Origin of the sequence: Desulfosediminicola flagellatus (genome assembly GCF_005116655.2) — a bacterium.
GTDB classification, from domain to species: domain Bacteria; phylum Desulfobacterota; class Desulfobulbia; order Desulfobulbales; family Desulfocapsaceae; genus Desulfopila; species Desulfopila flagellata.
In genome coordinates this window covers 1,372,331-1,385,188 of the sequence record NZ_CP050698.1, presented here as the reverse complement: position 1 = coordinate 1,385,188, position 12,858 = coordinate 1,372,331, and the positions used below count along the sequence as shown (strand labels likewise).

At 45.6% G+C, this 12,858-nt stretch carries 11 protein-coding genes and 1 pseudogene; 5 read left to right on the top strand and 7 right to left on the bottom strand.

What is annotated here, in order from left to right; translation table 11 throughout:
* Positions 1-266: 266 nt before the first annotated feature.
* The 4 genes from FCL46_RS29015 to xerC all read right to left on the bottom strand — a co-directional run bounded on the left by FCL46_RS29015 (position 267) and on the right by xerC (position 3,811).
* Positions 267-857, bottom strand: coding sequence for a zinc ribbon-containing (seleno)protein DG (locus FCL46_RS29015; RefSeq protein WP_419249778.1), 591 nt, complete (start codon positions 855-857; stop codon positions 267-269).
* 44 nt (positions 858-901) lie between these two features.
* Entirely contained in the window at positions 902-2,308 is a 1,407-nt protein-coding gene (gene hslU, locus FCL46_RS05880) for an ATP-dependent protease ATPase subunit HslU (protein ID WP_136805446.1), read from the bottom strand.
* The gene (gene hslV, locus FCL46_RS05875) at positions 2,305-2,835 is read right to left on the bottom strand and encodes an ATP-dependent protease subunit HslV (protein ID WP_136805445.1); all 531 of its coding nucleotides are present in this window, start codon (positions 2,833-2,835) and stop codon (positions 2,305-2,307) included. Before hslV ends, hslU begins: the two co-directional genes overlap by 4 nt.
* 67 nt (positions 2,836-2,902) lie before the next feature.
* Positions 2,903-3,811: a tyrosine recombinase XerC gene (xerC, locus tag FCL46_RS05870; protein ID WP_136805444.1), complete on the bottom strand. Its 909-nt coding sequence runs from the start codon at positions 3,809-3,811 to the stop codon at positions 2,903-2,905.
* Positions 3,812-4,109: 298 nt separating this feature from the next.
* On the opposite strand from xerC, the gene FCL46_RS05865 reads away from it, so the two are divergent.
* The 5 genes from FCL46_RS05865 (at position 4,110) to FCL46_RS05845 (ending at position 9,035) form a co-directional block, all read left to right on the top strand.
* Entirely contained in the window at positions 4,110-4,358 is a 249-nt protein-coding gene (locus FCL46_RS05865; RefSeq protein WP_136805443.1) for an exodeoxyribonuclease VII small subunit, read from the top strand.
* Positions 4,333-5,229: a polyprenyl synthetase family protein gene (locus tag FCL46_RS05860; RefSeq protein WP_136805442.1), complete on the top strand. Its 897-nt coding sequence runs from the start codon at positions 4,333-4,335 to the stop codon at positions 5,227-5,229. The genes FCL46_RS05865 and FCL46_RS05860 overlap by 26 nt, the downstream gene beginning before the upstream one ends.
* 147 nt (positions 5,230-5,376) lie before the next feature.
* The gene (dxs, locus tag FCL46_RS05855) at positions 5,377-7,299 is read left to right on the top strand and encodes a 1-deoxy-D-xylulose-5-phosphate synthase (RefSeq protein ID WP_136805630.1); all 1,923 of its coding nucleotides are present in this window, start codon (positions 5,377-5,379) and stop codon (positions 7,297-7,299) included.
* A gap of 55 nt (positions 7,300-7,354) precedes the next feature.
* Positions 7,355-7,960 (top strand): metallophosphoesterase family protein, encoded by a 606-nt coding sequence (locus tag FCL46_RS05850; RefSeq protein ID WP_136805441.1) that lies wholly within the window; start codon positions 7,355-7,357, stop codon positions 7,958-7,960.
* Positions 7,926-9,035 carry an Lrp/AsnC ligand binding domain-containing protein gene (locus FCL46_RS05845; protein WP_136805440.1) on the top strand — a complete coding sequence of 370 codons (1,110 nt, stop codon included), beginning with the start codon at positions 7,926-7,928 and terminating at the stop codon, positions 9,033-9,035. Before FCL46_RS05850 ends, FCL46_RS05845 begins: the two co-directional genes overlap by 35 nt.
* Before the next feature lie 64 nt (positions 9,036-9,099).
* Here FCL46_RS05845 and FCL46_RS05840 read toward each other — a convergent pair whose 3' ends face one another.
* The 3 genes and pseudogenes from FCL46_RS05840 to tatC all read right to left on the bottom strand — a co-directional run bounded on the left by FCL46_RS05840 (position 9,100) and on the right by tatC (position 12,774).
* Positions 9,100-10,113: an NAD-dependent epimerase gene (locus FCL46_RS05840; protein WP_136805439.1), complete on the bottom strand. Its 1,014-nt coding sequence runs from the start codon at positions 10,111-10,113 to the stop codon at positions 9,100-9,102.
* A gap of 195 nt (positions 10,114-10,308) precedes the next feature.
* Entirely contained in the window at positions 10,309-11,580 is a 1,272-nt protein-coding gene (locus FCL46_RS05835; protein ID WP_136805438.1) for a class II fructose-bisphosphate aldolase, read from the bottom strand.
* A 415-nt stretch (positions 11,581-11,995) separates the two neighbouring features.
* Positions 11,996-12,774 (bottom strand): annotated as a pseudogene (tatC, locus tag FCL46_RS05830) (twin-arginine translocase subunit TatC).
* Between the last annotated feature and the right edge of the window lie 84 nt (positions 12,775-12,858).

Here is a 12,858-nt window from a genome sequence, read left to right as displayed (position 1 = left end):
TTACTGCCGAAAATCAGCCCCAGATAGAAAGGAGTAAGGAGTGAGGTGAACACAACATCAGTCCAGAAAAAATGGTAACTTACGGTACTGAATCAATACTCAGTAGTCAGATTCTGAAAGGCTTTATACCTCTTACTCCTCATACCTAACGCCTCACTATATTAGTTTAGGATAAGTGGTAATCCGATTCTACTGTCAGAATAAAAAAAGGGCTGACCGGAATAGCCGGTCAGCCCTTTTTTTTGTGCATATAATGCTATTTCAAATCAGCCGAAACGTAATTCGCATTCGGGACAGGTCACAGTCTCTTTCGGAACAAACGTCGTACCACAAGCCGGACATACCGTTGTTACTGCATTTTCATCAAACACTGCGCCAGCAGTGCTCAAATCATGACTGGCAAGCCCTGTGGACTGCAGATACTCCTGCTGCAGTATTGCAATAGCCTGTTCAGCATCCTCGGTTTTAACCTCCAACTGGAGGTCCGGGCCGCCTCAGCCCTTAGCACAACCACCAGCTTCACTGCTGAGTAATGCGGGGATTCGTTGTCGCCCCAACAATATCTGATATGGCTTCAAGTCACGAAGCTTTCCATTTTTAATGGTAACCAACTGATCACTAGCAGAGATATCCATCGACTTACCGTTGAACGCTTTTTCTTTCTCGCGTTTCTGGGCAAGTTTTTCACTCCCTGAAATCAGTGCAACGTTGCAAGCCACACATTGTTCAATATCCGCACGATACTCATCACCGCAGGATGGACAATAATTCATCTCAATGTCTACCCCGAGCCGTAAAGCATCCGGGTCCTGCGATTGAGCTGAGTTCTTTCCCCAGCCAAACAATTTCTTTAGCATTTCTAAAACAGTGCCTCTCTTTCGCTGTATATTACCTGAGTTGCCTACAGGATATATCGTGATAAATCATGATCCTGAACGATGTCTGACAATTGTGTACGAACATACTCACCGGTGACCACAAATTGTTCATCCCCCATTTCAGAGGCATCAAAAGAGAGCTTATCCAACACCCTTTCAATGACAGTATGCAGACGGCGCGCACCAATCTCTTCTGTCTTTTCATTCACCTGTACAGCAATATCGGCCAGCTCTTCAACACCATCTTCAGTGAAAATGAGTTCGATACCTTCCGTGGCCATAAGCGCCACATACTGCTTAGTGAGCGCATTTTCAGGCTCTGTAAGGATACGTACAAATTCCTCCTTACCAAGAGACTGCAACTCAACCCTGATCGGAAAACGACCCTGCAATTCAGGGATGAGATCAGAAGGTTTCGCAACATGAAACGCACCGCTTGCAATAAATAGAATATGGTCTGTTTTTACCATGCCGTACTTAGTGGAAACAGTCGCACCTTCGACAATCGGCAGTAAATCGCGCTGAACACCTTCACGGGATACTTCAGGCCCATGACCACCGCTTCCGGAGCGGGAGGCAATTTTGTCGATTTCATCAAGGAAAACGATGCCGGACTGCTCCGTCCTGCGTAGCGCTTCTTTGGTAACCTTGTCCATATCGACCAGACGTTCCATCTCTTCTTTGGTCAGAGATTCAAGCGCTTCCGGAATTTTCAGCTTCTGTTTTTTCGTCTTACGCGGGAACATCTTGGAAAATGCGTCTTTAATATTGTTCTGCATGTCATCCATACCGGAGTTGGTTGACATGATCTCAATCATCGGCATTGACTGTGATTCCTGAAGCGCCAGTTCAACCTCGCGTTCATCCAACCTTCCATCGCGCAGCATCTGTCGGAATTTTTCGCGTGTGGAGTTATCTTTCGGCTCTGGAGTAGTTGCAGGCAGTTCGTAATCCTTGATAGTGAAAGAATCAGCTCCTGCAGGTCCGGAAGGGACATTTGCAGCGGGACCGGGAAGGAGTAGATCAAGAATTTTATCCTCGGCATTTGCTTCGGCAATTCCTTTTATGCGTTTTTTCTCCTCATCTTTCACCATACTGATCGCAAGCTCAACCAGATCGCGAATCATCGACTCCACATCACGCCCAACATAACCAACTTCAGTGAATTTTGATGCTTCAACCTTGATAAAGGGTGACTGAGCAAGTGAGGCAAGCCGTCTTGCAATCTCAGTTTTACCAACACCGGTTGGCCCGATCATGATAATATTCTTTGGAACTATCTCCTCACGCAGTGGCAATGGCACCTGGCGCCGTCTCCACCTGTTCCTGAGAGCAATGGCAACAGAGCGCTTTGCAGCGGCCTGGCCTATAATATATTTATCAAGTTCTGCCAGTATTTCCTTTGGCGTTAACGAATCGTTAGCTTTCATATTTTCTCAACAACAATTGAATTATTGGTATACACACAAATAGAACTGGCAATCTCAAGTCCTGTCCTGGCGATCTCCTCAGCACTCAGGTCACTTTTCTGCACCAGTGCCAGTGCAGCAGCCTGAGCGTAAGGGCCGCCTGATCCAATAGCAAGAATACCCTGATCCGGCTCAATCACGTCACCGGTCCCGCTTAAAAGCAGAGAGTGGTCTTTATCCACAGCTATGATCATCGCTTCAAGACGACGCAGCATTTTATCTGTTCGCCAATCTTTTGCCAGTTCAACAGATGCCCGCATAAGGTTACCGTTGTACTGTTCCAGTTTTTGCTCAAGCTTCTCGAACAAGGTAAACGCATCTGCGGTTGCACCGGCAAAGCCGACAATAACCTGGTCTTTATATAATCTGCGCACTTTTCGGGCATCATGCTTCATCACGGTGTTGCCTAAAGATACCTGGCCGTCACCCGCTATAACAACTTCACCTTTATGGCGAACTGCCAGAATTGTTGTTGATCGTATTTTCATCGAAAAAAACCTTCTCTATCCGTTCAATGAGCAGTCTGTCGCTCGGGTTGATAAAATAATCGAATTGTCAGTTACCGCCAGTCGCAAGTGGATGCGCTTTGTCGTACACATCAGCCAGATGATCGACAGTCAGATGTGTATACCGCTGGGTTGTCGATAGGCTCGCATGCCCAAGAAGTTCCTGTACCGAACGCAAGTCTGCACCCATCTCCAACATATGTGTTGCAAATGAATGTCTCAACGCGTGCGGTGTAACGATCTGGATAATGCCAGCCCTCTCACCATAGGATCGCACAAATCGTTCAACGCTCCGTACTGTAAGTCTTCCGCCTCTATTATTGAGAAACAGCGCCTTAGTGCCTGCAGCTTTACCTCGTGCCGCCCTGTTTACCAGTAATCTCTCACGTCCGGGTAACCAGGCTGTCAAGGCCTCCAGAGCCGGGCGACCAACCGGAACAATTCGTTCCTTATTTCCTTTGCCCCTCACCCTAAGCACTTCCTCATTGAAATCAAGGTCAGGGATGTCACGTGAGACGAGTTCCGATACCCTCATCCCCGTTGAATACAGTAACTCAAGCATGGCCTGGTCCCGAAGCCTGAAAGTATCCGTCTCACCAGGTTCTTCAAGAAGTGCGAAGGTCTCATCAACTGTTAAGAATACCGGTATACTCTGACCTACTTTCGGCCCTGATATACCGGCCAGCGGATCATTATTTACGATTTTTCGTCGCTGCAGATACCGAAAAAATGTGCGCAAAGCAGAAAGTTTCCTGCCAACTGTCGCAGCACTGTTATGCCCGTGAAGGCTGACGACAAATGACCGAACCCTGCTTGCGTCAATGGTTGTCACGTCTGCAGAGTCTCCCAGGAACACAGTAAATTCCTCAAGATCACGTGTATAACCGCTAATGGTATGGCCTGAATACCCTTTTTCTACTTCGAGCCATCGAACAAACAATTGGATTGATTTAATCATGATAAGGATATCTCCATATCGTTCTATTTAGTCACTCTTGTGCCTCGTAGTCCCGCTGTTTTCCAGGAATTATGTGGTATAGATAATACGGCGTAGCAAATTAATGCAATCAATCCTTGCGCGGAACAGAGCAGATAGATATATTCACACCAAATTTAAAGCCGTTTAATAACCGGGCTTTTGATCGATAACGACCCAAGCTTTGGTGTATAAAATACAACCAGTTGTAACTCGCTTCTATCAAAAAAGAAACAGGAACGGGTCCAACAATCTTTTTCCAAACAACCGGATATGTGTCATGGCCAAAAAATCATTCGAAGCAGCTCTATCGCGTCTTGAGCAGATTACTCAGGAACTCGAAGACGGTGAATTAAGCCTCGACAAAAGCCTGAAAAAATTTGACGAAGGCATCCAACTCGCACGCTTCTGCAGTGAACAGCTTAATGAAGCACGGGCAAAGGTGGAACTGCTACTGGAAAAAGACGGTAAAATTGAAGCAGTACCATTCACCGAGGGGAATAGTGAACATAACGACCTATCTGAGTGAGCAGCGAATACTAGTTGAAAAAGCCATGAACCGATATATGCTGAAAGCGGATGAGCCGTTTACTGAGCATATAGACGCGATGCGCTATAGCCTTTTTGCCGGAGGTAAGCGCGTCCGGCCGATTCTCTGCCTTGCCGCCGGAGCTGCAATTGATCAAAGCCCGGCAACCCATGAAAACCTGCTTCCGGTAAGTTGCGCCCTTGAGTGCATTCATACCTACTCGCTGATCCATGACGATCTTCCTGCCATGGATGATGATGACCTGCGCCGCGGCAAACCTACGAGCCATGTTCTCTATGGCGAGGCTGGCGCTATTTTAGCTGGAGATGGACTGCTTACCTATGCATTTGATCTGCTGAGTGATGAAAACAATGGTACACTCAGACCGGAAAGCCGTTTAAAAATAGTTAACCTCATCGCAAAAGCTTCCGGTTCCCTCGGAATGGTTGGCGGTCAGGCGCTTGATATCGCCAACGAGAACAAAGAATTCCCGTTTGAGACATTAAAGACAATCCATCGCAACAAGACAGGTGCCCTAATAACCTGTGCCGTACTTGCCGGTGCAATTGGTGCAGACGCTACCCCTGTCCAGCTGGAAAAGCTTAAAATCTATGGTGATAATATCGGTCTGGCTTTCCAGATTGTAGACGATCTACTCAATGCAACCGCGACAACTGAGCAGCTCGGCAAAGCAGCAGGAAGCGATGCAGAACGTGGCAAGGCAACCTACCCAGCCTATTTCGGGATCGACAAAACCCGTGATCTTGCCAAAGAAGCAGTTGACCGTGCGATTGATGCGCTTGCAGACTTTGACAGCAATGCAGAACCGCTACGCAAATTAGCTTCATATATATATACCCGGAGCAACTAGTTTCGCGCCGGACAAAAACTAAATAAGTACGACAAACAGGCTATGGCTTGCAGATCATGCAACGTGTTGTACATTAGACAGTCTGAAACATTGTTTTTAATTTACTGTTGATACGTAATGACTTGCCTTCCCCCTGTAACCACCGCTATGCTACCCACACTCAATCAAGACCCGAATACTCTGTTATTACCCAGAGTAAATTCACCTTCAGATATCCGAGATTTTTCTATGCCCGAACTCGAACAACTGGCACAGGAAATCCGAGATACGATTATCCATACTGTTTCCAAGACTGGAGGCCATCTTGCGCCGAGCCTTGGTGTCGTGGAATTAACCATCGCTCTGCATTATATATTCGATACACCGAATGATAAATTGATCTGGGATGTTGGTCATCAGTCGTATACTCACAAACTCCTCACCGGACGACGGGAGCAGTTTGCCAGCCTCCGCCAATATAAAGGCATGAGCGGCTTTCCAAAGTTTAAAGAAAGCGAGTTCGACAGTTTTGAGACTGGTCACAGTTCAACATCTATTTCTGCAGCCCTTGGCATGACTGTAGGCAAGAACCTCGGTGAAAACGGCAAAAAGGCTATAGCAATCATCGGTGACGGTTCCATGACCGCCGGAATGGCTTTTGAAGCACTTAACCATGCCGGACATCTTAACGAAGATCTGATTGTTATCTTAAACGATAACGAAATGTCCATTTCACCAAATGTCGGGGCACTCTCCAGTTTCCTGAGCCGTAAGCTCACAGGTAGAACTATGAGGAGGGTCAAAAACCACATTGAGGAACGACTTACCGCTATCCCTAATGTTGGTGAGAACATATTAAGCGTGCTCAAAAAAAGTGAGGAATCATTTAAATCATTCTTCACCCCCGGCATGCTGTTTGAGGCATTTAAATTCGATTATATTGGTCCCATTATGGGCCATAACTACGAAGAGCTGATCCCTACCCTCAGAACCGCACGCGAAAATTCTCATGGTCCTACTCTTATCCATGTATTGACCACTAAAGGCAAAGGCTATGAGCCTGCTGAGAAAAATCCCGGAGCATATCACGGTGTCGGTCCCTTTAATCTTGAAACAGGGAAACCACATTCCTCAAAAGGAAACATCAGCTACACTAAGGTGTTTGGGGATACCCTCTGCTCAATGGCCAAAGAAGACAGTCGAATTACAGCTATCTCAGCCGCGATGGTAGCAGGGACCGGTTTATCTGAATTTTCATCCACCTATCCTGAACGATTTTTCGATGTTGGAATCGCCGAACAACACGCCGTTACCTTTGCCGCAGGAATGTCTACAGAAGGGATTCGACCGGTTGTCGCTATATATTCAAGTTTTCTTCAACGTGCGATGGATCAGATTATTCATGATATCTGCATTCCCAATCTTCCAGTAACGTTTGCTATTGACCGGGCAGGTGTAGTTGGCGATGATGGTCCAACCCACCATGGTGTCTTCGACATCTCTTTTCTTAAATTCATCCCTAATCTGGTGCTTATGGCACCTAAAGATGAAGAAGAACTTCGCCACATGCTTTTTACCTCAGTCAACTATGACGGTCCTACCTGTATTAGATACCCACGAGGTTCAGGCGAAGGGGTTGAACTTACAGATGAACTGAATAGATTGGAAATTGGCAAAGGTGAAGTGCTTGTTGAAGGAGATGACGTTCTTCTTCTCCCTATAGGCAATCGGGTTTACCCGGCTTTGGCCGCTGCTAAAAAGCTCGCTGAACTTGGCTTTAAGGCCACAGTCATCAATCCGCGATTTTTAAAGCCGCTTGATGGCGAGTTGATCTGCCACTGGGCCGAAAAAACAGGTCGGGTTGTTACCATTGAAGATAATGCAGTTGCAGGCGGATTTGGCAGTTCAATACTGGAACTACTCAGTATGCAACAGATGCATTCAGTAAAAACCACTCTACTTGGCTACTCAGATAAGTTCATAGAGCATGGTCCACAGAGAACGCTATGGAAAAATAGCGGCATCGACACTCCCGCAATAGTCAAAGCCGCACTGAAGATAATGGGTAAAGATCCTCTGAAATTTCTTTAACACCTGAATGCGGTTGCTCTGCTCAATATGAGATCCAGCCGCTCATACCTCTTCTATGAAAATCCTCGCCGTCGCAGATACAGTAACAGCAAAATTACTTGAGAAAACTGCTGACGGCTTGCCGTATATTCCTGATGTTGATCTCATAATCGGTTGCGGTGACCTGCCACCCGAATACCTGAGCAACCTCCGTGCCAGATATGATGTCCCACTGTACTATGTCCTTGGAAATCATGATATTCGTCATGATGCTTCCCCGCCGATTGGATGCCGATTACTCGACAGAACCATCATAACGCATAGCGGTATCCGCATTACCGGATTTTCGGGCAGTCGCTGGTATAATGGTGGACTGAACCAGTACACAGAGCAGGAAATGGCTGGAAAAATAAGGAAAATGTGGTTTCAATTATGGCGCCAAAAGGGTATTGACCTGCTCATTACCCACGCCCCACCACGGTATATCAATGATGCTGAAGACCCCTGCCACAGAGGGTTTCATGTTTTTCGAAAATTCATTACGCGCTACAAGCCCGGCTATCTTCTGCATGGTCACATCCATACCTTGTTTGAAGACCAGTCGCTACGTACCACAACCTTCGACGCAACCAAGATAATCAACTGCTATGGCTACTACACCCTCGAAATTCAGTCCTCTTGAATTCCTGAAAAGATTTTTGCCGCAGGATAAAGATTATACAAAAGACCAGCTCCAGAATTTTGGTGAACGCCAGGAATCAGAGATGGCCTATGATTCGGTTGATCGTGGCACCTCAATGATTCCATTAGACAGGATTGTCGGCAGCGTAGGCCGTTATCGCGATTTCGACAGCCAGTTTAAGCCCAAAAGAGCTCATCAGGCAACCAGCGAAAGATTACAAGGCATAATCCACCGCATGCGGGAAGGCAAATCCCTGCCTCCTGTCTCTGTTTACCAGATTAAAGATGACTATTTTATACTTGATGGCCATCATCGTGTTACAGCGGCAAAAGAACTCCAGCACAGCCACATACGTGCCTGCATACTTGAACTGCTTCCTACCGCCGATACCCTCGAAAACAGGCTTTATGTAGAGAAAACCGCATTTCGTGATGAGGCTGGCATCCCACACACCATTGATCTCACAGAGCTTGGCCAGTTTCAGCATTTACGGAGACAAATAGAAGAACATCGCAACCACCTCCACGCGAAGCAAAACACTGAGATTTCTTACCAGCAGGCAGCTGCTGACTGGTATCGTACAATTTACCGCCCACTCTCAACACTCATTAAAAATAGTGGTTTAGTAAAATCGTTTAAGAACCGAACCGTCGACGATCTTTACCTCTATATTTCTGTTCATCAGTGGGAAAAGGGTAAAGCCAGGAAATACGGAATAGGAGTGGATAAACTCATCCCTAAAGATATGGAACAGTTCAGGACTAAAATGGCCGAACATAAAGAACAGGAATATCCGGAAATGCGGCGTGAAATAACCGCTTTTATTCTGCTCAATGTCGAGGGGAAGTACGAAAAAAGGATCTTTGATAAATTAGCCGAACTCGATGAAGTGCGTGAAGTTCACTCGGTGCATGGCTCTATCGACATTATAATAAAAGTCGTCCTGAACCGGGACCTCTTATCATCAGATGCAGAACTGCTCACACAGTTTCTTTTTACTACTATCCGGCAATGGAAAGGTGTACAGGCTACCCAGACCCTGTTGCCGGGTATGGCGATTGTAAAAAAAGGGTGATAACGAAAAATCCCGTCAGTTCTGGTAACTGACGGGATTAATCTACACTCTACAGAATGCCTGTTCAGGCAATTGCATAATAGCGTTTATACCACTCGACAAATTTTTCAATGCCGAACTCCAGGGTTGTTGCCGGTTTATAATCAAAGTCTCGCACCAAATCGTCGACATTTGCGTATGTTGCAGGTACATCACCGGGTTGCATCGGCATAAAATTCTTATCAGCTTTCTTGCCAAGACAGGTCTCAAGCACATCAATATACTTTAAGAGTCTCTCCTTGTTGTTATTGCCGATATTATACACCCGCCATGGACAATATGATGTTGCAGAATCAGGAGCATTGCCATCCCACTCATCGTTTGGTTCAGCAACTTTGTAAATCACTCTGAAAACACCTTCGACAATGTCATCAATGTAGGTAAAGTCACGCTCCATATTACCGTTATTAAAAACATTGATTGGCTGCCCCTCAAGGATAGCCTTAGTAAACAGAAACAATGCCATATCCGGACGTCCCCATGGACCATATACAGTAAAAAAGCGTAAACCTGTCGTCGGAAGCCCAAAAAGGTGACTATACGTATGTGCCATCAGTTCATTAGCTTTTTTTGATGCGGCATAGAGTGATACGGGATGATCGACATTGTCATGTACGGAAAACGGCATATTAGTATTTGCCCCGTATACCGAACTGGAAGAGGCATAGACAAAATGCTTAACATGTGAATGCCGACAGCCTTCGAGCAGATTTACAAATCCGACCAGGTTGGTATCAACATACGAGTGAGGGTTGATCAGCGAATAACGAACACCTGCCTGAGCAGCAAGATTAACCACAGCATCAAAACTATGTTCCTGAAACAGCTTTTCCATACCCGGGCGGTCAGCAATATCAAGATCAATATGAGTGAAATTATCACCTTCAGCCAGAGCCGCCATACGATCACGCTTAAGCTGCGGATCGTAATAATCGTTTAAATTATCAATACCAAATACTTCAGCACCGTTGGCAATGAGTTTTTGACTCAAATGGGCACCAATAAAGCCTGCTGCTCCTGTAACTAAAATCTTTTTCATGTCTTTCCTCGAGAGTATGCAAAAAAATTCCGGGGTCCAGAAATGCCAGGGACCCCGGATTGACGTCAAGCACAGAAACACTTACTGGTTAAGCTGATCATCTGCAACTAGTCGGGTAGGTTGCTGAAACATGATTGAACAGTACCGATGTACAAAGATTGCTCAACTATAAGCGCGAAGCGACAGCACATTCAATTAGTCATCAAAATCGCCTTCAGGACCTTTATCTACATCAAGTGTCTGCGCACGTTTGATAATAAGTTCTTTGCTCCATTCAGCCAAATCCTCTATAGGCTCCGCCTTCGGGCCAAGATCGTAACTTCCAGCCTCAAGCAGTAAATCCTTAGCAATGGTCGCTGTTCCATCGGCGTTAAAAACATTCGTCAGGATCGAGTAAATAAAATCTTCGACACGCTTGGTCATTCGATCCCGTATCGGCTTTTCCTGAGATAATATCTGGTTTTCAAATGGTAGATTCAATTTCTTGTAATCTCCACCGCCCCACCCCTGCTCCGCTGCATAATTGGTCATCTTCTGCCAGAGCTCATCGGTTACGCCTTCAGAAGAGATTTTTTTGAAGTTGCCCGCTTCATCTACAATGGCATTGCCGTCATCATTTACCTCAAGACCCCAGCCAACCATCTGTAGCGCAGTCGCTACATTAGCCTTGGTGGTTTTAGTCTGCTCGGCAATTGCCCGCAATTTTACAGAGCTGTTTCCAGAAGTTCCATGCTGGGCTCCGGAAACCCGATACGGCTCAAGAGCCTTATGAATCTCTGCGGTTAAATCGACCTGAATACCCTGGCCGCTCGACTCCAGGCCATGGGTGGTGCCATTGTTCAGAGCAATCCAGTCTGCAGATATACCGTATGCATTAAGCCCCTTAATAAGAAAAGAAGCATCATCAACAGTAGATAGCCCCTGCTCACCTTTTATTTCACCAACCTCGGTTTCCAGACCTGCCCAGGCGGGAATCAATGTGTTGAGTTCGATATTTGCCAACAGATTTTTATCGTCTGGCATATGCGAGGCATCAACAGCTATTGAAGTAATGCCTGCTTCAAACATAGACGGGATTTCAACTTTTGCATGAGGAATATCCGCCTCAGTCTTGATCCCATAATGGTCAGCATGGATAGCCACCGGAACGGTAATTTCCATTTCATTGCATAGAGCATCAACCTGTCTTGCAATATTATAAAAATTGACCGGGCAGTAGGTGGCTTCAGATTTTGCAATTTCAATAATAATTGCAGCATCAGCACGCTGAGCGGCCTTTAAGGCACCTCGAATTACCAGATGACTGCGGCCATTAGCAGCTATGGTCATCGCCTTTCCTTTAGCAAGCATAGCCCGATCAATAACCTTGCCACTAACGAGCAATGCTTTCGAGTTAGGAAACAGTCTGGTGATGTTGGGTGGTCTGCCTATTTTAAGAACTTTCTCATATTCTTCCGAGAAACTCATAGTATCCTCCGTTTATTCATAGATGCTGTGCGGTATGTAATGTGTACCTGATACCGCAAGGCGAACTTTCAGGTTATTTCATCTCTGATGAGATTCAAGAAACGTCATATCATAGTTCTTTATACTGCACCCTCACCCAGAAATCCAGAGAACATTATCCTCTCATATTGTTGGATTTTTCATACAAATACCTAACACAATGACCCTTCGATTCAGTATTCCGAAATTAGAGCCAGCGCATTAACCGCGCCAAATTGAGATGTTGGGTGATTTATGCAAAAAGAAACACATCAGCTATCACGGACCACATCCTTAAAGCAGAGGCTGTAATATGCTGCATTTCTACGAGTTATTGACAGGGGACTGTTATAAAAAAGATATTTCCCACACGTATAAACAACCTTTACATGATGTTTCAATCTTCAGCATGCTGCTCGTCCTGGAATCCCAGAAATTTCTTTCGCCCGAACATCCAGACAGAAACAACACTGATCTCATAAAGAATCAGCAAAGGCACACCCATCATCATCTGGTTGACAACATCAGGAGTCGGGGTCAGAATAGCTGCAATAATAAAATTTATCAAAATCGCATATTTCCTGTTTCGGTTCAGGAAAGCAACATCAACAACTCCTGCTTTTGCAAGAAATACCATTAAGATCGGCATTTCAAATATTGCCCCGAATGCAAGCAGAAGCCTGAGTGCTAATGAAAAATATTCGCTGACAGCAGGAAGTGAAGTAAGAAACTCGTTATTATATCCAACGAGAAAACGGAAGGCAGGTGGAAAGACTACAAGGTACCCAAAGGCTGCACCACCAAGAAAACACAGGGTAGAGAGTACACTGAATGGAATCAGAACTTTTCTTTCGTGTTTATATAAACCGGGTGCGATAAATCGCCATATTTGAGAAAAAATTACAGGACTGGCAAGCAGAATACCGCAAACTAAGGCGAGCTTTAGGTAAAAAAAAACCCTTCCTGGTAAGAGGTAAAGATAAGAGAGGTTCCTTCAGGGAGAACATCAACAAGCGGCTTAAAGAACCAGCTGCCGATAGGCCGTATATACGCATAGGAGAGGCCGAAACCGGCAAATACCGCTATAAACGTAACAATCAGGCAGGAACGCAGCTCTCTGAGGTGATCAGTCAGTGCCTGACTTTCGAAATTTTCTGTTGTATTGTGCTGATCCATGTTGTCCTTTGTACGGATAATGCCAGACCTTTAAAAAAAGGTGTTAAAAAAACTTCACACTGCATACCATCTGGAGGCGGAATT

Excerpts from the sequence above, each read along its gene's own strand:
- hslU (WP_136805446.1), bottom strand. The coding sequence starts at position 2,308 with ATGAAAGCTAACGATTCGTTAACGCCAAAGGAAATACTGGCAGAACTT.
- hslV (WP_136805445.1), bottom strand. The coding sequence starts at position 2,835 with ATGAAAATACGATCAACAACAATTCTGGCAGTTCGCCATAAAGGTGAA.
- xerC (WP_136805444.1), bottom strand. The coding sequence starts at position 3,811 with ATGATTAAATCAATCCAATTGTTTGTTCGATGGCTCGAAGTAGAAAAA.
- FCL46_RS05865 (WP_136805443.1), top strand. The coding sequence starts at position 4,110 with ATGGCCAAAAAATCATTCGAAGCAGCTCTATCGCGTCTTGAGCAGATT.
- dxs (WP_136805630.1), top strand. The coding sequence starts at position 5,377 with ATGCTACCCACACTCAATCAAGACCCGAATACTCTGTTATTACCCAGA.
- FCL46_RS05850 (WP_136805441.1), top strand. The coding sequence starts at position 7,355 with ATGAAAATCCTCGCCGTCGCAGATACAGTAACAGCAAAATTACTTGAG.
- FCL46_RS05845 (WP_136805440.1), top strand. The coding sequence starts at position 7,926 with ATGGCTACTACACCCTCGAAATTCAGTCCTCTTGAATTCCTGAAAAGA.
- FCL46_RS05840 (WP_136805439.1), bottom strand. The coding sequence starts at position 10,113 with ATGAAAAAGATTTTAGTTACAGGAGCAGCAGGCTTTATTGGTGCCCAT.
- FCL46_RS05835 (WP_136805438.1), bottom strand. The coding sequence starts at position 11,580 with ATGAGTTTCTCGGAAGAATATGAGAAAGTTCTTAAAATAGGCAGACCA.